Genomic DNA, 19,381 nt, shown 5'->3' on the forward strand with positions numbered 1-19,381 from the left:
CTAGTTAGAAATGTAGAGGAATGTGCCATCCGACACAGCCCTGTATTCCACCAAGGGATATTTTGCTGGCCCAGCAGTAGGATAGCCGTCAAGGTCGAAGGTCGATTTGCAGCAAAGATCTTCCATATAAAACCCAGAACTATTCATAGTTACTACTTCACATTCTTTGTCTGGCCCGTAGGTGCAGATTCGATCCCATACCCTGTATGCTGATTGAGATTGCCGGTAAACGATCAGGCCCTTATTTCCGCCCGATAAGTACACAAAGCCTCCAACCTGCCGAAGTGATTGATATTGAATATTAGACAGGTTTATTTCGATGTTAACAATTTTTGGCGGGATATTAGGGCCAGTGTTCGATTCACTACATTGAGCAAAAATCAACGCCACTGCTAAAACTCCAAAGACACTAGCCAGCCTGCTCAAAGAATGGAGGAAAATTGTTTCAAGAAGCGAACATCGTTTTCAGTAAAGAGGCGAAGGTCTCTCACCTGATACTTCAACAAGGCCATTCTCTCTATCCCCATTCCAAAAGCAAAGCCCGTATATTTCTCCGAGTCAATGCCACAGTTCTCCAGTACATTCGGGTCAACCATTCCAGAGCCAGCTATCTCCACCCACCCTGTATACTTGCATATGTTACAACCTTCTCCATTGCAAATAAGACAAGAGATGTCAATCTCTGCACTGGGCTCCGTGAAAGGAAAATAGGAGGGTCGGAACCTTATTTTGACATCCTTATGGAACATCTCCTTGGCGAAATGATACAGGGTGTCCTTCAGATCCGCAAAGCTCACTCCTTCATCTATATACAGGCCCTCTACCTGGTGAAAAATGCAATGAGCCCGTGCGGTAATGGCCTCATTCCTAAAAACTCTTCCCGGCATAATAGCCCTGAAAGGTGGCTTGCCGCTCTCCATTAACCTTACTTGTACGGAAGAGGTATGCGTTCTCAGCAACACGTCAGGATTCTTCTCAATGAAAAATGTATCCTGCATTTCCCTTGCAGGATGATTTTCGTGAAAGTTAAGCGCAGTGAAGTTATACCAGTCAGTCTCAATTTCAGGCCCGTCGGCCACCGAAAACCCTATTCTTTCAAAAATCTCTATTATTCTTGCTCTGAGGGCAGTCAAAGGGTGAATGCCTCCTATTTGGTCTGTTGCGGCAGGGAGTGTTAAATCCTTTGTTTCTGTGGTTGCCTCCCTACTCTCTTCCAAGCCAGACACCAGCTCCTTGAAACGATCCTGTACCAGCACTTTTAGTTGGTTCAGAGCGACTCCGTAATCTTTCTTTTGAGCTGGGGGAACGTCCTTGAAAGCATCAAACAAATCTGTAAGAACGCTCTTTCTGCTGACAAACTTCATCCTGAACGACTCAAGGTCAGCCTCCTTCTCAGCAACAAATTTCTGCACCTCTTCCTTTAACTCTTCAATTCGCTCAATCATGAAAGAAATTTTTTACAAAAGTAAGCAACTCGCCCCTTAATCAAAATGCTAGTTGCAGCCGACCAAGAGCCAAACTAAAGCCGTATGTTTTTCGAGCTATATATTCTATGAAACTCTTCGTAAACACTTCTTATTCCTTGTTCCAAAGTAATAGTTGGCTTGAAACCCATCGCCGAGAGACGGGATGTGTCCATGAGCTTTCTTGGTGTCCCATCGGGCTTTGATGTGTCGAACTTTAAGGTTCCCTGAAAGCCAACAATATCTTTTATTAACAGCCCCAGGTCTTTTATGCTAATATCCTCTCCCCAACCGATATTCAAAAATGACGGATTCTTTGAATGTGGCTTGGCATCGAATTTATCCATCAGATAAATGCACGCTTCAGCCATGTCGTCGACATGAAGAAACTCCCTTTTGGGAGAACCGGTACCCCACACCTCCACCTCACTGGCGCCACTTATCTTTGCGTCATGAAATTTTCTAATAAGCGCAGGCAGCACGTGCGAATTTTTCAGATCATAATTGTCGTTCGGTCCATATAGGTTGGTAGGCATTACCGATACAAAATTACAACCGTATTGATCTCTGTAGGCCTCACACATTTTGATGCCAGCAATCTTAGCTATCGCATAGGGTTCGTTTGTCTCTTCCAACAAGCCTGTGAGCAAATAGTCTTCTTTAAGCGGCTGTGGGGCAAGTTTCGGGTAAATACAAGAAGAGCCAAGGAACATCAATTTAGTCGATTGATATTTCCAGGCCGAGTGAATGACATTGTTCTGAATCATCAGGTTGTCATGTAGAAATTCTGCCCGATAAGTGTTGTTGGCATTGATTCCTCCGACCTTAGCAGCGGCCAGAAAGACATAATCTGGTTTTTCAGCCTCGAACAGGCTTTCCACATCAGTTTGGCGACGCAAATCACATTCCGACGAAGCTTTCAATACAAGATTCGAGAAACCACGCTTCTGCAAACCCCTTAAAATAGCAGAGCCGACCATTCCCCTATGGCCGGCAATAAACACTTTTGATTCTTTATGCACTTGCTAGAACATTTTAAAGACCATTCTAATAGGCATTTTCCCTATTGAATACTATTGAATAAACAGTCAAAACTATGATTTTCAAGTCAAGAATAAAAGACCAATTCTGAAGATAGAACCTGTCCAGTTTCACCCGTGAGCTCATTTGATGGAACTTTTGTATCTCGCCCCTATACCCCATAGCCTGTGCCAGCCCAGTGATACCAGGCTTCGAGGCATGACGCTGAGTGAATTTGTGCACTCGGTTTTGATAAGACTCGTTTAGCGGAATTGGGTGGGGTCTTGGCCCAACTATCGACATATTGCCTATCAGGACATTTAAAAACTGTGGGATTTCATCAAGGCTTGTCCTTCTGAGGAACGTGCCAACCCTTGTAATTCTTGGATCGTTTCTCGATGCCCATTTGGTGTCTGCCACATTGTTGATCACCATCGTCCTGAACTTGTAGCATACAAATGGTGAATTTCCCTTCCCATGGCGAAGTTGCCTAAAAAAAACGGGGCCCGAGGACTCAAGTTTAATTAGCAACCCGAGTATCGGATATAGCCAGCTTAGCACAAAAACCACAACAAACAACGAAAAGACAATGTCAAAAGTTCTTTTCACAACACGATTCAAGATGCCATCCAGGGGCAGGTCGTTAATATCGACTATTGAGATGTCATCAAATCTTGTAAGGGAGTAGGTCTTAAAAAGTTCGGTGTTGAACTGTGGAATTAACTTAACCTTTTTTAGTTGTGCGTCGGCAACATTAACAATTTGGCTAAGAGCAAATCGGTTTACACTTTCACTGACATAAATAAACTCCGTATCGTCAATACCATTCCTGATAAAGTCGTCTATTCCACCGAGAATTGGAATCCCATCTCTTTGAGAGAGCCCGGAATGAGTATCGTCATAAAACCCCACACACCTTATTCCATACTCAGGCTTTCTCTTAAACAAGTTATAAAGTCGCACTCCCTGCTGGTCGAAGCCAATAATAATGGCGCTTCTAACGTTGCCTCCAAACTTCCGATATTTATTAAGCGCTATGTGAACTAGCACTCTATAGAAGCCGACCGCAACAAATAGCTGAATGAAAATAAGAACTAAAAATTCCCGGCTCAGCTCGTATGCTTCAAACAAAACCCAGAAGAACGATATTAGTGAGAGGGAAATGAAGAGCGTAAAAAAAGCTCGCTTCAGCGTCACATAATAGTTTGTAGATCGGCCAATTTTAAAGTCCTCCGCCACAACAGAAACAGAGAGCCATATGCCCAAGTAAAACCCAAAAGCCCAACGGTACACTGGCGCAAGCTCAAGGTTGTTATTGATAATGTAATAGGAAAGCAGGAACGGAATGGATATTATAACGAGCTCTCCAAATATGAAAAGTGCTGGAAATAGTTTGTAAAACCTTTTAGGCATTTCAAAATGCGTTACAGAGTAAAATTAATTCTGCAAAATGTTTTCGGTCTCAATAAGGGTCTTTTCTACAATAGGGTGATTAGTAGGTACTTTGGCTCCAGGAAATTTTTTATTGACCAGTAATTTAGGGCTTTTTCTGACTTTATTTTTTACGGACCGCAAAACAAGATAGTCTAACGTAAGTCCGAGAAAAATGGCTGTACCAATAACAATGGGAAGCATCATCAAGTCTGAATAGTCTTTTCCAATGATAGCGATCGCTATGAATAACAAGTTTACGGACGCTAATATCAGAGTGATTTGGCGGTGTTCAAAACCCATCCGCATGATGAAATGATGTACGTGACTCTTATCAGGCGAAAGCGGAGACTTTCCTTTTTTCACCCTTTTCACAAAAATACGGGCGGTGTCAAAAATAGGTAAAATCATTACCGCCACTCCTGTGGCCACCGAACCACTGAACTTTATTGGAGAGCTCGCTTCAAGAGCGTAATTGCTTTCGATAAATAAAACGGCGAAAGATGCCAGTAGCAAACCAATTGCCAAAGCTCCGGTATCTCCCATAAAAATCTTTGCAGGCGACCAGTTAAACATCAAGAAACCCACTATGCCACCGGCGAACGTAGCAGCTATGGCTGCATACAGATGCTGATCGTTCAGTTCAAACCATGTTCCAAAAAAGGTCAACGCTAAAAGGCTGCACATACCCGCCAGCCCATCAACACCGTCTATAAGGTTAAAAGCGTTGGTTAACACTATAACTGTAAATAGAGAGACTGGTATACCTACAAATACGGGTAACTCATATACACCAAAAAGTCCGTACAACGAAGTGAGCTGAACCCCACCATAGACAACTACAAGCAATGCCGCAGCCAGCTGACCTACCAGCTTATGAAATGCTGAAAGGTTAACAAGATCGTCCCTGAGGCCGACAATAAACATGATAGTAACAGCAAATAGAATACTACGGCTTTGATTCAACTCCCCAAGGGTAAACCAAAGCAAAACGGCAAAAAACACACCAATCATGATTGGTATTCCGCCCATTGAAGGAGTGCTTGCTTTGTGTATTTTCCTTCCCCCTGGCGTATCGGTAATCCTGTTCCTTACGAAAAAATAGATAACCGCCGGAGTAAGTATGAAACAAATCAAAAAAGACGTAAGTGCAAAAAGTATCTTTTCCATATCGAAATTCGGATGACAAAGATAGTCCTTATCAATTGACATGCCAATTTATGCGTCCTAAATATTCCCAGTCAAAATGTGAATTTTTCAAACTTAACGCCGGTTGTTAGTAAATTAACTAACAAAATCCTGTAGGAAATAGATTGATATGTTCTTTTCCAGAAATTTTAGGCCAAACGGTATTGCCTGCGGAGATGGGTAAGTGGAGCCGGTGGGCTCTAATTTTGTTGTCACCATACCGCTCAAGGCAACTAGAACACAGGCTGATCCTATTGATTTTTAAGTCTATGCTCAATGAATCTGGCAAGCGCCAGCATCAGCCTGGTGTCTTCCGCATCAGCAGTCATCAGTCGGTCTTTTAGCCGGTTGTAAAGACTGGGCTGGCGGGGCACGTCAAGGTCACTCAGCACTTTCTTGGCTTTTTCTTTCAGAGCTTTTTGAGCACCTTCCTCCGCCTCCTTTTTTGGTGGTTTCGCTTTGCTACTAAAGGAGGCTTTCGAAAGCTCCCAGGCGTAAATAAGGACACTTTGAGCCAAGTTTAGGGAGGGGTGCGGGGCTGCAAGCGGAATACTACTAATCAGATCACACATACCGATTTCTTCCTTTGTTAAACCGTCTCGTTCGCTCCCAAATACAATTGCAACGCTGTTGATCGTTCTGCCTTTTTCTTGCAGAAGGTTGCCGACTTTCTCTGGAGAATGATAGTCATGTCTCCCAAGTCTTTTCTTAGCCGTGGTGGCTATGCTCAGGTCGATATCGCTCAAAGCATCTGCCAGCGATGGATAGACAAGTGCGCTTTCTAATATATCATGTGAGCCGTAGGCTGTTTTCCTGGCCTGCTGCGAAAGGTGATCTGTTGGATTAACCAGCCTGAGACTGCCAAATCCCATTGCATTGATGGCACGGGAGGCAAACCCGATGTTTTCAGAAACAGCCGGATGGCTGAGAACGAAGTGGATGGTCATAGGTGCACCAAATTCCGGGAATCATTGATGGTGGTCAATATTTAGTTCATTCTTACCCAGTCATCTTCGTGATTGTGGCTTGCCACTGGCGTATACTTCACCCACTCTGTGTGGTATACTTCGCCGTCACGGTGAATTCGGATGAGTGTGTCGCCGGAGGTGAAACTGAACCTGTCGTGTCCATGATCAACGTCAGTTTGCATGGAGGAATAGATGATATGTAAAGTGCTGTCGGTTTCTACCGCCCGTCCGAGATACTGTTCAACCCAAAAGTTTGCATCGCTGTCGTCATCTTCCTGTTGTCCTTTTAAGATGACAGAGTAATGATGCTCCTCATCCGGTCTGCGGGGCTTTCTTAAAATCAAGTCGTGGGTATACGTGATATGATGACCTTCGTCGGATTCGTATTTTTCCAGATACTCATACTTAGAACCCCAGTTGTGCTTGGGATACCTGCCACTACAGGCCGCAAAAAATGTTACAATGAAAAATACCAGCCCTAGTTTAACAATAGCTTTCATAAGTCGAGGTCATTGATGCTTGTTAGAATACCTGTGAAAATTAAGAGTAATTGTGGGCTATTACAAATAAGGTGTTCGATATGAACAAGGCGGAATCAAGCTGAACAAAAAAAGACTACTCATTGAGAGTAGTCCTTTTTCACTTCTAACCTGTGAGCTTATGTGTAAAATCTACGAGTCAAGGTTGATGTTGAGCCCATTTCAAATACACATTACAATGTTAAGTATCGCCCATCCCGGATACATACCTGTTTTTAGGTATTTTTCTAAATTATGTCGGTTTAGTACTATTTACGGGTTGCGTATCGACGCTGGAGCCATCTCCTCTCCCTAAAGAGTCACCCGGTTAGCAGTTCTTATTGTCAGTTTGCTATTTTTGAGACTTATGCTGCGATACCTGATTGTACGGTTACTTTCTGCATTCCCCGCACTACTCCTTGGACTGATTGGGCTTTTTGTCTTCAGGGTTTTGCCGTCGCAGTCGGTGTGGGAGGAAAGGATTGACCTTCTGGCATTGGAAGGAGGCAGCTATAACACACTAAGAATCCAACAGGAAAAAATAAGGATAAGGAAAGAGCTTGGTCTTGACCTCCCGGTGTTTTATCTGTCCTTGCGATCTGCAGCGTTGCCAGCAGCCCTGCCTCTTGACATGCCGGATGTGCAAAAGGAATGGGTCAGGAGCATTTGTTTGCTTACAGGTCAGCCAGAAAGGGTTCTGCAACTGGCAGCAGCTTTGCAGGCTAAAAATTTCTCTGCATGGGTGCCTGACAATACCAAATTGCAGTGGCAAAGTGTGCGAACCTGGGTTTTAGGCAATGAGGTGGCTGCATCATCCGAAATTCTTTCGCAGGTAGATGAGTTGGAAGCTTCGTCCCAGCAGTGGAGAGCTTATGTGCCAGCATTGTACTGGAATGGTTCAGACAATCAGTTTCATCTGTGGTTTTCTCAGCTTTTACATGGAGACCTGGGAGTGAGCTGGAAAAACCGGGAAAGGGTGTTTGAAGTCATCAGCCGGGCGCTTTCCAACACCATTGTGTTCACGGTGCCTGCTATTATTCTGATTTTTCTTTCTGCCTACTGGCTGGTGATTGGGATGTCGCACCTCGGGCCCAGGACCAAAGCATTGGCGGATCAGGTCATTTATTTCTTTGACCTGGTTCCCCTCTTCGGTTGGGCGCTTTTGGCGATGATTCTGTTTGCTAGTGGAACGGTTTTCTCCTGGTTTCCGTCACATATTTCGGCCAGCTCACTCAATAGCTTTTCTTTCTGGTCGAGGAGTTTCTGGCCTTATGTGCTGCCGGTAGGTATTCTGTGGATCAGCACCTTGCCTTATATCACCAAGCACATCGACAATGCCTTTCAAAAGTCTGCCGACCTTCCGTTTGTGTTTATGGCCAGAGCAAGAGGCCTTGGTGAGCATACGATCAAAAGGAGATATAGACTAAGGTATAGTATGCTGCCAGCTATCACTCTCTTCGGACAATATTTGCTGGCAGTAGTAAGCGGCGCTTTGGTAGTGGAGGTGCTGTTCTCGATTCAAGGTGTTGGCATGCTACTCACTCAGTCGGTTGCTGCGCAGGACTATCCCGTTGTTAGTGGTATTATCCTGCTGTTGATTTTGGTTAGGATGCTATCCTACTTAATTACCGATCTCTTGTACTATTGGTTTGATCCCAGAATAAGGCTGTCCAACCAATGAGCAACCGACCGACATTCAGATGGTGGCCATTGGCAATGCTGGGAGCGATCCTGGGGGTTGTTGTGCTTACGTGGTTCTTTGACGGATTGAAGCCTGAGCTCAGGCTTGACATGAGAAGCCTGCCCCCCGGAGCAGGCCATTGGCTGGGGACAGACACACTCGGCAGAGATGTATGGCTGTCTATTTTGGCTGGCTCCCAAAGGTCAATTCTGGTCAGCATTGGTGCAGCGTTGATCGGTGGAAGCATAGGTGTTGGCTTTGGAAGTGTTGCTGCTTTTTTCGGAAATGACCGTCTGCGGTTTACTATCAGAACCTACCTTACGGGACTGTTGCTGCTGCTCATTGCCGTTTATTTTGCTGTGGTGCTTTGGCCGACCATTTCTTCCACTGGCCAGGTGCTTGCCGGGGCGCTGGTTGTCCTTCTTCTGGTTGTTTCAGTTGTAGTAATATGGTGGTTGCTTAAAAGATTTGGCGTTTTGGGGGACAGAATGACTTTTCCCCTCGACACCGTCACTCAGCGGTTTATTGAGGTGATCTCCGTCATTCCCCGCTTGTATTTAATCGTGGCTTTTGCTATGATCATTCCCATTAATATGTTCACTCTGATAATGCTGTTTGCTGTTACCAGTTGGGATGTGATGGCGAGGATGGTGCGTGCTGAGATGCTGAAAGTAAGAGAGATGACCTATATCGAATCGGCGAGGGTAATAGGGCTATCAGAATCTAAGGTCTTTTTTCGGCATGCACTGCCAAACGCCATCGGGCCGGTAGCCACGCAGGTGTGTTTTACCATATCGGGTTTGCTGATCGCCGAGGCCACTCTTTCATTTATCGGTGTAGGTGTTTCTCCCGAGACTGTTAGTTGGGGAAGTATCATCCATGGCTACCTCGAAAACCTGCAGGCCTGGTGGTTGGCCGTTTTCCCCGGCATTTGTATTTACCTCACTGTCATTAGCCTGCATGCAGTGGGCAATGATTTGGATAGAATGTACCACCAAAAATAAATCCATTCAATATAAAGTTAACACGCCCAAGAGTGGCTTTTAGCGAAATTGTTTATTGACCACCCTTTGATCTTAGGCCAACGGAATCTATTTTTGGGTACTCTTAAAATTTTCGTTATCGAAAGTATGAAAGGTACCAAAATCACAATCCAGGATGCTGCTGATGAATTAAATTTGACACCACAGCAGGTAAGAAACCTTTGTAGGGATCAAAAGATATATAGCCAGAAAGTGGGTAAAACCTGGATACTGGAGGAAGAGCAGGTTGTCTTCTACAAAGCAAACAACAATTGCGGACTGACAAAAGACAAAGAGGTTTCAAGCGATCAAGACGCATCAGGCATTGAGTTTAAGAGGCCGATTGCACTTTCGTTTTTTACAGGCGCCATGGGCCTTGATCTCGGTATTGAAAAAGCTGGCTTTAAAACGTTGCTCGCTTGCGAAACCGACAATGCTTGCAGGAAGACTATTGTCAGAAACAGGCCTGAAATTGCGCTGATAAGTGATATTAGAAACTATACCGCAGATCAGATCCGAGAAAAAGCTGGCTTAAGTGCATCGGATGAGATCGACCTAGTTGTAGGCGGGCCTCCTTGTCAGGCTTTTAGCACTGCAGGCAAGAGAAAAGGATTTGAGGATGATCGTGGTAACGTCTTTCTCACTTTTTTGGATAGGATTATCGAGCTCAAGCCGAAATACGCTGTCATAGAGAATGTTAGAGGTATTTTATCAGCTGCATTGAAACACAGACCGCATGAGAAAAGGGGACTGGGCAATCCCCCGCTTAACGTTGAGGAGGTGAATGGGGGAGCACTCATGCATATAGTTAAGGTGCTGAACAATGAGGGCTACGGTGTAAGCTTTAATTTATACAACGCTGCTAACTTTGGTACTCCCCAAAAAAGAGAGCGTGTCATCATAGTTGCGTCTAGAGATGGAGGTAAATTGCCCTATTTGACTCCAAGCAATTCCGAGAAGGGTGAGTTTGGTCTGCCATTCTGGAACACCTTTGAAGATGCCGTCAGAGATTTGCCAAAGCAGAACATGCATTACGTAAAATTCCCAGAAAAAAGATTGAGATACTACCGAATGCTGACCTCCGGACAATACTGGAAGCACTTGCCAGAGGACATACAAAAAGAAGCGTTAGGGCAATCATATTATTCGGGAGGTGGTAAAACGGGGTTCCTGCGGAGACTTGCCTGGGATCAGCCTGCACCGACTTTGGTCACTCACCCAGCCATGCCAGCCACTGACCTTGCCCACCCTGAAGAAGACCGCCCCTTAAGCATTGAGGAATACAAGAGAGTTCAGCAGTTTCCAGATGGCTGGAAAATTGAAGGCAGCCTGATTGAGCAGTATCGACAAATTGGAAACGCTGTGCCTGTAGGCTTGGGCAAAGCCGTAGGAGACCTCATCATGAACCACATCAGGGGAGTAAAGATTGCTGGCTTCGCCGACTTTAAGTATTCCAGGTACAGGAATACCGACGACAAGGCTTGGTTATCAGATATGTCCCGAGAGTTAGGCCAGTTCAAAATAGCCATATGAATTCACTAGATATGGATGACGTACGAAAGTACGTGGAAGAAAACATTGGGACATTTCACCAGAAAAGGATTGAGAAAGTCAATGGATTACGCCTAAAAGACGTTTTAGGTAAGAAGAACCCCTACCTATTCAGGGCAAAGAATGTGTTGATTGCCAAAGATTTGGTGCAGGGGATCGTCGAGGCCTTCGTTTCTTCCAGTGAAGAGGGCATATTTGGCGACTGGCTAGAGGGCTTTGCTATTTACATTAATGGGATAGTCTACAATGGCTGGAAGTCAGCTACGCCCGGTGTCGATCTGGAATTTGATAATGATGGGGTTAGAAATATAGTTTCAATAAAGTCGGGGCCAAACTGGGGCAATGACAGCCAGATTAAGAAAATGACCGACAACTTCAATTCTGCCAGAAGGGTACTGAAAACCTCCGGAGCAAACATCAATGTGAAAGCAGTCAATGGTTGTTGTTATGGCAAGTCGTCAAAACAACACGAGTACAAAGAAAAAGGCGACTATTATAAGCTTTGCGGACAATCGTTTTGGGAGTTCATTTCTGGGAATCCAGAACTTTATAAAGAAATCATTGTCCCGCTTGGATACAAAGCGCAGGAGAAGAACGACGAGTTTATAGCCTCCTACTCACAGATGATCAACAAGTTTACGTTTGAGTTTTCAAAAGATTTCTGCGATTCGAAGGGTGCTATTAATTGGGATAAGCTGATTGAGTTCAATTCAAAAAGGAGAGATTAATTGCTGGGTAAAATCCAACGGGGCCTGAATCACACCGACAATACATCAGCTTAATACCTGACAGAAATCATACTTTGCCGAAGGGCATCATTGCATTTTTGTAAAGTCAAACAAATAGCAATGCCCATGCAAACTGACCTATTGTTCCAAAATGCCACCCACGAAGCATTCAATGCTTTAATTACAAACAAGTATATCTCAAGAAATGCTGAGAGCATGAACACACTTTCTTTAGCCCTTAAATACGACTTGATCAGGTTGTCTTCGCTTGGGGTGGTAGTGTTTTTAGAAGACAGAATACAATTGGCAGAAGGGATGGAAAGTTGGGTGCAGCTCTATTGGAGTGAGGTGAGCAGAACCTGGTAAAAAGGCTGAATTACTTCCTGTCCTTTTTCAACGATTTGATAAACTGCGCCCAGGCGAAAGGATTGAGTAGCGGATTGCTTCTGGGCTGAAATTTATCCGTCATCGCCAGAAACTGTTGATTGGAATAATACCTGTAATTTTCCGAAGCGTCCATAGGTGCCCCTTGCATCATTCTCATCAAAATGTCCGCCCTGAGCACCTCTTCCATCTTACGATAGTCTTCGGCATCAGGCAACTTGAGGGCAAGCACAGCCTGCTTGAAGAGCTCTTCCGTGGGGTAGGGCAAAATTTCTATGGGTGGTAAATAAGTGGTGTCGGTAACGAGCTCAATAATGGCTGTAAAGTTTTCCCCTTTGTTGCCCGGAACAATGAAATGTTGCTTTTCAAAGCCAATGGCACTGATCACCACACTGTCTCCAACCAATGCAGGCATGGAGAAATAACCATACACATTGGAAGTAGTACCTCTTCCGGCTTTCGGCACATACACGTGCACTCCCGGCACTCCCGAAACGCTGTCCTCTCCCAATATTACCCCGGAAAACTGGATGACCCTGCTTCCGCCCTGGGCCCAGCTTTCCTGATGTGCCACCAGCATAAATAGGAAGCACATAAAAGGCAGAAAATATTTAGAGATGAACTTTGACAAGCCTTTCTTTACTTATGAATTAAGAGGATACTAATTATGGGTTAATAGTTGCAATTGGGCCCTAAGCTACAAATTATTAGATCAATTGCACAGGTTTTGTGTTACACGGATAAGCCGTAAACTTTCATTATTGTTCCCATGAGGCTCAAAAACTTTAGTCTGCAATACGGAAACCAAATATTCAAATCCTTCTCGGAGGAGGCAAGAGTGCGTATTCTCTTTTTACTCTTCAATCAAAAAGAACTTTGCATTACCGATATTGAATTGTCTCTGGACTTTACTCAAACCAAAACGTCGAGGCACCTGACCTACCTGAGAAACGCCGGGCTGGTCAACGTCCGAAAAATAGACCAGTACGTTTTCTATTCTATCAAGGAGGAGGTGTCTGACATCGTTAGCCAAATATTTCAGTTTTTGCAGAAAGACGCCAGCCTCCAGAAAGACCTTGAAACCTTTCGAATCCTTTATTCGAACAGGGAGCTGGTAAAAAACAAAATGGAAAAACGCCAGTTAACAGGCCTTAGATAAATGTATGGGCAAAAAATACAAACACCTTTTTTTCGACCTCGACCACACGTTGTGGGATTATGATCAAAATGCCAGGGAGTCCCTCATGGAGCTCTATTCCATGTATGCTCTCAAAAACTTCGGTAAGTTCTCGGCGGAGCAGCTAGTTGATAAGTTTTTCCGGGTAAATACGCAGTTCTGGTATCTGTACGACCTTAAAAAAATTGACAAGGAGCACCTCAGAGAGGAGAGGTTCAGGACAGTGTTCAGAGAGCTGGGTTTCGCAGACATGGATCTTGCTTTTCAGTTTGGCGAGGACTATGTGAACCTATGCCCCACCAAAACGGCTGTGATGCCAGGAGCCATAGAGTTGCTTACCTACCTTGTTGAAAAATACCCGATTCACATCATTACCAATGGTTTTGACGACATCCAGTCGGTGAAGATCAAAAGCTCAGGCCTGGAGAAATTCTTCTCTGAAGTAATTACGTCTCAAAGAGCCGGCGCCCGCAAACCCTCCCCACAAATCTTCGAGTACGCCATGCAGCTCACCGGTGCCACACCAGCCACATCGGCCATGGTAGGCGACAACCTCGTTACTGACATTGGAGGAGCGAGAGGCCATGGCATAGATCACTTTTATTTCAACCCTGAAAAACTTCCACATACGGAACCAGTTACACTCGAAATACATTCCCTTAGTGAATTGCATCACCATTTCTAAAGGTTTTTAGGCCGGTGGTGAGTAAATTCGCCCCTCAATTTATTGCAGTCGACAAAACCAAATAAACAACATGTCATTAGCGATTTTTAAGACCCCCAAACCAACCAACGAACCTGTTCTCAGCTACGCACCCGGCACACCCGAACGGACAGCACTCCAAAAGGAACTGAAGGAGCTGAAGTCAAAAGAGGCTGATATTCCTATGTACATCGGAAGTGAAGAAGTGCGGACCGGAAAGAAGATTCGGATGTCGCCGCCTCACGACCACAAACACACTCTAGGCTACTTTCACGAAGGAGATGCCAGCCATGTGGAGCAGGCCGTTAACGCTGCGCTTGGCGCCAAAAAGGCATGGGCAGAGATGAGCTGGGAGCACAGGGCAAGTATTTTCCTCAAAGCCGCCGACCTTCTGGCGGGCCCCTACAGGGCAAAAATAAACGCCGCCACCATGCTCGGGCAGTCGAAAAATGCTTTTCAGGCAGAAATTGATGCCGCCTGTGAATTCATTGATTTCCTAAAATTCAATGCGGCCTTTATGGTGGAGCTGTTTCACCAGCAGCCCGACTCGGCGCCAGGCATGTGGAACCGTATGGACTACCGGCCACTTGAGGGCTTTGTATTTGCCATCACACCCTTCAACTTCACCTCTATTGCAGGCAACCTGCCAGCAGCTCCAGCGCTGATCGGTAATACGGTCATCTGGAAGCCGGCATATACCCAGGTGTATTCGGCACAGGTGATCATGGAGGTGTTCAAAGAAGCGGGCTTGCCCGATGGCGTCATCAATCTTATCTATGTGGATGGACCTGTGGCCGGTGATGTTATTTTCAACCACAAAGATTTTGCGGGTCTCCATTTCACTGGCAGCACTGGTGTTTTTCAACAGCTTTGGAAGACCATTGGCCAGAACATTACCAAATACAGGACTTACCCCCGCATTGTGGGCGAGACTGGCGGCAAGGACTTTATCATTGCCCACAAATCGACGAATGCAAAAGAGCTGGCTACCGCTATTATCCGTGGTGCATTTGAGTTTCAGGGGCAAAAGTGCTCGGCTGCCTCAAGGGCGTACATTCCTGACAACCTCTGGCCCGATGTGGAAAAGTATATTCTTGAGGATTTAAAGCATGTGAAAATGGGTGACGTCGAAGATTTCGGCAATTTTGTGAATGCTGTGATCGACGAGCGCTCATTCAACAAAATCACCAAATATATTGATGAGGCCAAGAAAAGTCCCATGGTGGAAGTGGTTGCCGGTGGCAACTACGATAACAGCAAAGGCTGGTTCATAGAGCCTACCGTGCTGCTTGCCAAAGACCCGATGTATGTAACCATGTGCGAAGAACTATTCGGCCCGGTGCTAACGGTTTACGTGTACCAGGCCGAGCGCTACGAAGAGGCATTGGAACTGGTGGATAGCACTTCGCCTTATGCTTTGACAGGCGCCATTTTCTCGAAGGATCGTTATGCCATCGAGCTGGCCATGAGCAAACTCATGCATGCCGCAGGCAATTTTTACATCAATGATAAACCAACAGGAGCCGTCGTAGGCCAGCAGCCTTTTGGTGGTGCCAGGGGGTCAGGAACCAACGACAAGGCGGGTTCTATTCTTAATTTGATTCGGTGGGTGCAGCCAAGAACCATTAAGGAAACCTTTGCTCCGCCAACGGATTTTAGGTACCCATTTTTAAGTAAATAACGAAAAAGCCCTTCAAAGGGCTTTTTTTATTGACTTATAGAGATAAATTAGCTCTATGGAAAACATCAGAACGCAGTTGTCGCTCCTCATTACCCTTGCCAACAGTGATGGTGAATTTCATGAAAGAGAAAGGCACGTCATAGAACGAGTGGCGAGGTCAGGGGATATCTCGCAGGAAGAACTGGAGCTTTTGATCAAGCAGCCCGACCCTGTCGAAGGCCTTGACAAGATGCCCTACGACGATCGCTTTGATTATCTCTACAATGTCATTCTGCTCATGAAGGCAGACAGCGTTATTCAGGACTCTGAACTTTTGTTCTGTCAAAAGATAGCCAACTCTCTGGGCTTTCAACTAGCCGCATTTATGGAGTTGTATCCTCACGTGCACATCAATATGAAGGCACCGGAAGAGCTGAGGATGATGAGAAAGAAACTTCAGGACTACCACGCCGACTAGTTACCCCTTCCAGGCCAGCTCTTTTTCAAGTGCAGTGTCCAGCCTGTGAATCTTTGATTTTCTGTAATTAGCGAAGGCATGTTCATGTGCTTCCAACAAATCATCGTAAGGCCCCCTGGGGCTCATGAGTTTTACCAAAACGGGCGAAGCTTCTATCATTACAAATAGAAGCATGATGAAAATATTGGCAAATGCTATTGAAGAATGCTTGTTGGTAAGCCGGTCCAATGATTCGAGTTGCAATGCCAGCCCATCAATATTCGAAACATCAATTTTGGCCAGTTCATTGGCTTGCAGTAGCGCTGCTGAATCTTGCTTTTCCCGTAGGGCTGAAATCAGAGCAGAGTGATTTGCTTTGAGCTCTTTCAGTTCAGTTTCGGCTCTTTCAGCATTTGCTTTCTTCACAGCATAAATAGGTCCCAGATTACGACGACCCGACCCGCCCGTTCCGTCCGCTTCTTCCTGGGCCATCCTCACGAGTTCATCTCGTTTTGCCTCCTTGCTGGCAATTTGAGTTTCCAGCTGGCTGAGTTCGGCCTTGTATCCTGCTATCAGGGGTGAATAGCGTGATGCAATCATTTCTACTTCAACAGCTTTTTGTTCTTCTTTGATAAGGACAAGCTCGGCTTCTATTTCAGGCTGAAATATCCGCAGCTCCAGAGGCTTTGCTACCACTATGGCTATCAACACTGCCAGCACGATTCTTGGTGCGGCCATTAGCCACTCCTCCCATTTGTTTTCGTTTTTCTTTAAGCTGGAAACCAGAAAGCGATCGAGGTTGAATATCATAAGCCCCCAAAGCAGACCAAATAGCACTGCGACCCAGTAATTGCTAAAAACAGAATATAGAGCAAAACCTCCACTTACAGCCGCCAAAAGACCTGTGAAGAACACGGCACCGCCAATGCTCACAAACCGGGCTGACTCTGTTGAGCACCTTTTCAGGAGCGAAGGAGAAGCTCCAGAACAGAACCAGAAGAAAGAGGTAATTTTTTTCATCGAACACTTTATTGAAAGGAATAACGACAGCAACGCTAATAAGTTGCATTAAAAGGTTCCTTTTTATACACAGTAGCAAGGTCGACCTGTTTTAGCATCCGTGCTGGTGGGTAGTACTAAATACCCCGTATGAGCGATTTTCTCGAAATGCGATTATCTGGTACTTAGCACCAAATTAATCGACTATGAAAAAGATAGGATTACTCATACCGTTTGTCTTTTTACTGGCCACTGAGGTTTCTAAAGCACAGGAAAAAAGAGGCTTAAAGTTGGGTGAAAAAATAGGTAAACTAACAGCCAAGCTGATGACCTCGAAAACCTCTAACCTGGGGGAGGCGGCTGTGCTGGTGCACCATATCAACGGAATGCACACCATGGAAGCCCGGATTTCCGGCCAGGAGGTATATCCCGAAGATTTTAAGGAAGGCGATGTTGCCGTGGCAATATTTTTCTCAAAAGCAGAAGGCCTTGGAATGCTCAATATAGATGGCTCAGTAACCAGTGAGGGCAAGGAGTTGACTTCAACGGGTTTGGGGTATTACATGATCGAGCTTGAGCCTGGCGATCTTACCCCAAAAACAGTGAATGTGGAAACTGTAACAGGAGACAAAGCTTCTTTCACTATCAAGCCTGTGCCCTCGGTGAAGATTTTGTCTGTAAATGGGTCGACGACAAACGCTCAGATCGAGCTGTCCAAAGACATCGAGCTGGTGCTGGAAAATGGCTCCGGCCATGAAGGCAGCCTTTTAAATGTGGCGCTGGTAACTGACGTGGCCGGTGCCCGAGGATTCAACTACTTCGCTTCATTCAGGTCAACCGATAAAATAGTTATCCCCAGGGAAGCTTTCAGCAACCCTACTATTTCGGGTAGTGTAAATGGTGTGGGCAACTACAACCAGGGCGAGAACTACCTGATAGTGGAACGATATGTGCAAGCACCGACCGACAAGCAGTCGACTGCTGCTGCGGAGCTTCAGAGCAGGGCTTATGGCTCAATGAAAGTGAACGTGTCAGGCAAACAACAGGAGAGTGTTTATGGGTCGACTAGTGTAAAAGGTAAAATAGACAATCCAGCCGGCGTCTTGAATTTTGCAGCAAGTAAGCCCAATGCTGCCACAGGGGCGCCATTTTCGCAAGGGTCGAAATTTGCAGTGTCATCGCTTTCGGTACGGGGTGTTTTGTTCAAGCAGGAAGTGGATGAATCTGTTTCTTATGGTTACAACACCAAAATCACCACCACTACCACCACCACCTATCAGTTTCCAAAACTGCCCGATGCTTTTTGGGATCAACTGCTTAGCAACATGTACGCTGACATTGTCACCATGTTCAAGGAAGAGTTCGATATCGAAATGGTGCCTACTGAAAAGCTGACTGCATCTTCTTACTACAAAGAGTTTTATCCGGTAAAAGAAAAGAATACAGATGAGCTGATTGTGAAGACCTACAAAAACACTGTCAATATGCAGCCAACGAAGATCGCCGACATTTTCGGATCAGTATCCACCAACATGACTTCTGACAGGCCAATCATTAACCTGATGAAGGACGCAGATGTTGATGGCCTGATCAATGTGCAGATGGACTTACAGATTGCAGGCGACAACAACGACAAAATTATCCTGATCCCACGGCTCAACTTTTTTATTCAGGGAAGAGAGGAGACCTACACCAACAAGGACGTCCAATATGGCTCCGGCTGGGTAGCAGCCTCCGATGGCAAACCATTCTCCGAGTCTGAGTTTAATGATATCAACGCTCTGAACAGCATTGTGAGAAAAGACGACATGATGAACGCCCTGAGGGACGCAATGACACGCCTGAGAGAAGCCGAAATAGAAAGAGGCTACGACAAGATCTGGGCATTAAAATAAAATAGTTGGCTAAACATCGCATCCAGGAAAGGCCGGTCAATTAAGATCGGCTTTTCTTTTTCTCTCCCAACACTTCCCATCTTGTTTGGTATTTCGAAAAGGCCTATTTTGAATTGAATTCGAAAATTATCAATCTATGAAAAGGAAACTATTTACATCTATTCTTGCCCTGGCGGCATTTACGTTGGTTTTCGGCACCAGTGCTTTGGCTGCCGGAACAGAGCCGATGACAAAAGAGCAACTTAACAGCCTTACAGAAGAGCAGGCCGAAGAGCGAGTGACTCAGCTGACCCAAAGGGTGAATGAGATCAAAGAGTTGAAAAAAAATGAACTCTCAAAGGAAGATCGCAAGGAGGTGAAGAAAGAACTGAGAGAGATCAAGAAAGAACTGGATTTCTTGAACAATAAGCTTACATTGTCAGTAGGTGCTGTAATTATCATAGTACTACTGATCATTCTTATTTTCTAATCCTCCTTTTAGGAAAATAAAAAGGCGATTGGTTCAGACCGATCGCCTTTTTTGTTGCTTCTCAGCA

The 19,381-nt window shown here is 45.3% G+C and carries 20 protein-coding genes; 11 read left to right on the plus strand and 9 right to left on the minus strand.

Going from position 1 to position 19,381, the window contains the following annotated elements; all coding sequences use genetic code 11:
- The 7 genes from GC130_RS28850 to GC130_RS08025 all read right to left on the minus strand — a co-directional run bounded on the left by GC130_RS28850 (window position 1) and on the right by GC130_RS08025 (window position 6,570).
- A complete protein-coding gene (locus tag GC130_RS28850) occupies window positions 1-426 on the minus strand; it encodes a hypothetical protein (RefSeq protein ID WP_201621359.1) in 426 nt (141 codons plus the stop codon).
- Window positions 423-1,445, minus strand: coding sequence for a phenylalanine--tRNA ligase subunit alpha (gene pheS / locus GC130_RS08000; protein WP_151997752.1), 1,023 nt, complete (start codon window positions 1,443-1,445; stop codon window positions 423-425). The genes GC130_RS28850 and pheS overlap by 4 nt, the downstream gene beginning before the upstream one ends.
- Window positions 1,446-1,519: 74 nt before the next feature.
- Window positions 1,520-2,485, minus strand: coding sequence for a GDP-L-fucose synthase (locus GC130_RS08005; RefSeq protein WP_151997753.1), 966 nt, complete (start codon window positions 2,483-2,485; stop codon window positions 1,520-1,522).
- 25 nt (window positions 2,486-2,510) lie between these two features.
- A complete protein-coding gene (locus GC130_RS08010) occupies window positions 2,511-3,896 on the minus strand; it encodes an exopolysaccharide biosynthesis polyprenyl glycosylphosphotransferase (protein ID WP_151997754.1) in 1,386 nt (461 codons plus the stop codon).
- A 24-nt stretch (window positions 3,897-3,920) separates the two neighbouring features.
- Window positions 3,921-5,084 carry a glycosyltransferase family 4 protein gene (locus GC130_RS08015; RefSeq protein WP_193217807.1) on the minus strand — a complete coding sequence of 388 codons (1,164 nt, stop codon included), beginning with the start codon at window positions 5,082-5,084 and terminating at the stop codon, window positions 3,921-3,923.
- A gap of 269 nt (window positions 5,085-5,353) precedes the next feature.
- Entirely contained in the window at window positions 5,354-6,049 is a 696-nt protein-coding gene (locus GC130_RS08020) for a tRNA/rRNA methyltransferase (protein ID WP_151997756.1), read from the minus strand.
- A gap of 41 nt (window positions 6,050-6,090) precedes the next feature.
- A complete protein-coding gene (locus GC130_RS08025; RefSeq protein ID WP_151997757.1) occupies window positions 6,091-6,570 on the minus strand; it encodes a hypothetical protein in 480 nt (159 codons plus the stop codon).
- A 385-nt stretch (window positions 6,571-6,955) separates the two neighbouring features.
- Here GC130_RS08025 and GC130_RS08030 point away from each other — a divergent pair, with 385 nt between their 5' ends.
- The 5 genes from GC130_RS08030 to GC130_RS08050 all read left to right on the plus strand — a co-directional run bounded on the left by GC130_RS08030 (window position 6,956) and on the right by GC130_RS08050 (window position 11,936).
- Window positions 6,956-8,269 carry an ABC transporter permease gene (locus GC130_RS08030; protein WP_151997758.1) on the plus strand — a complete coding sequence of 438 codons (1,314 nt, stop codon included), beginning with the start codon at window positions 6,956-6,958 and terminating at the stop codon, window positions 8,267-8,269.
- Window positions 8,266-9,273, plus strand: a complete 1,008-nt coding sequence (locus GC130_RS08035; RefSeq protein ID WP_151997759.1) for an ABC transporter permease — start codon at window positions 8,266-8,268, stop codon at window positions 9,271-9,273. The genes GC130_RS08030 and GC130_RS08035 overlap by 4 nt, the downstream gene beginning before the upstream one ends.
- 126 nt (window positions 9,274-9,399) lie before the next feature.
- Complete coding sequence (locus GC130_RS08040; RefSeq protein ID WP_151997760.1) at window positions 9,400-10,824, plus strand: DNA cytosine methyltransferase; 1,425 nt, start codon at window positions 9,400-9,402, stop codon at window positions 10,822-10,824.
- Window positions 10,821-11,570, plus strand: coding sequence for a PmeII family type II restriction endonuclease (locus tag GC130_RS08045; RefSeq protein ID WP_151997761.1), 750 nt, complete (start codon window positions 10,821-10,823; stop codon window positions 11,568-11,570). Before GC130_RS08040 ends, GC130_RS08045 begins: the two co-directional genes overlap by 4 nt.
- A gap of 126 nt (window positions 11,571-11,696) precedes the next feature.
- Window positions 11,697-11,936, plus strand: coding sequence for a hypothetical protein (locus tag GC130_RS08050; protein ID WP_151997762.1), 240 nt, complete (start codon window positions 11,697-11,699; stop codon window positions 11,934-11,936).
- A gap of 10 nt (window positions 11,937-11,946) precedes the next feature.
- On the opposite strand, the gene GC130_RS08055 is transcribed toward GC130_RS08050, so the two are convergent.
- The gene (locus GC130_RS08055; RefSeq protein ID WP_151997763.1) at window positions 11,947-12,549 is read right to left on the minus strand and encodes a carboxypeptidase-like regulatory domain-containing protein; all 603 of its coding nucleotides are present in this window, start codon (window positions 12,547-12,549) and stop codon (window positions 11,947-11,949) included.
- 174 nt (window positions 12,550-12,723) lie between these two features.
- On the opposite strand from GC130_RS08055, the gene GC130_RS08060 reads away from it, so the two are divergent.
- The 4 genes from GC130_RS08060 (at window position 12,724) to GC130_RS08075 (ending at window position 15,972) form a co-directional block, all read left to right on the plus strand.
- A complete protein-coding gene (locus GC130_RS08060) occupies window positions 12,724-13,113 on the plus strand; it encodes a helix-turn-helix transcriptional regulator (protein WP_151997764.1) in 390 nt (129 codons plus the stop codon).
- A 4-nt stretch (window positions 13,114-13,117) separates the two neighbouring features.
- Complete coding sequence (locus GC130_RS08065; protein WP_151997765.1) at window positions 13,118-13,816, plus strand: YjjG family noncanonical pyrimidine nucleotidase; 699 nt, start codon at window positions 13,118-13,120, stop codon at window positions 13,814-13,816.
- 70 nt (window positions 13,817-13,886) lie between these two features.
- Window positions 13,887-15,515, plus strand: coding sequence for an L-glutamate gamma-semialdehyde dehydrogenase (pruA, locus tag GC130_RS08070; RefSeq protein ID WP_151997766.1), 1,629 nt, complete (start codon window positions 13,887-13,889; stop codon window positions 15,513-15,515).
- A 55-nt stretch (window positions 15,516-15,570) separates the two neighbouring features.
- Complete coding sequence (locus GC130_RS08075; RefSeq protein WP_151997767.1) at window positions 15,571-15,972, plus strand: TerB family tellurite resistance protein; 402 nt, start codon at window positions 15,571-15,573, stop codon at window positions 15,970-15,972.
- On the opposite strand, the gene GC130_RS08080 is transcribed toward GC130_RS08075, so the two are convergent.
- Entirely contained in the window at window positions 15,973-16,971 is a 999-nt protein-coding gene (locus tag GC130_RS08080; RefSeq protein WP_151997768.1) for a DUF4407 domain-containing protein, read from the minus strand. It abuts the gene before it with no gap.
- 185 nt (window positions 16,972-17,156) lie between these two features.
- On the opposite strand from GC130_RS08080, the gene GC130_RS08085 reads away from it, so the two are divergent.
- Window positions 17,157-18,845, plus strand: a complete 1,689-nt coding sequence (locus GC130_RS08085; RefSeq protein WP_151997769.1) for a hypothetical protein — start codon at window positions 17,157-17,159, stop codon at window positions 18,843-18,845.
- 136 nt (window positions 18,846-18,981) lie between these two features.
- Complete coding sequence (locus GC130_RS08090; protein WP_151997770.1) at window positions 18,982-19,314, plus strand: hypothetical protein; 333 nt, start codon at window positions 18,982-18,984, stop codon at window positions 19,312-19,314.
- The last annotated feature ends 67 nt before the right edge of the window (window positions 19,315-19,381 follow it).

The sequence above is a fragment of the Imperialibacter sp. EC-SDR9 genome, assembly GCF_902498805.1.
Lineage (GTDB): Bacteria > Bacteroidota > Bacteroidia > Cytophagales > Cyclobacteriaceae > Imperialibacter.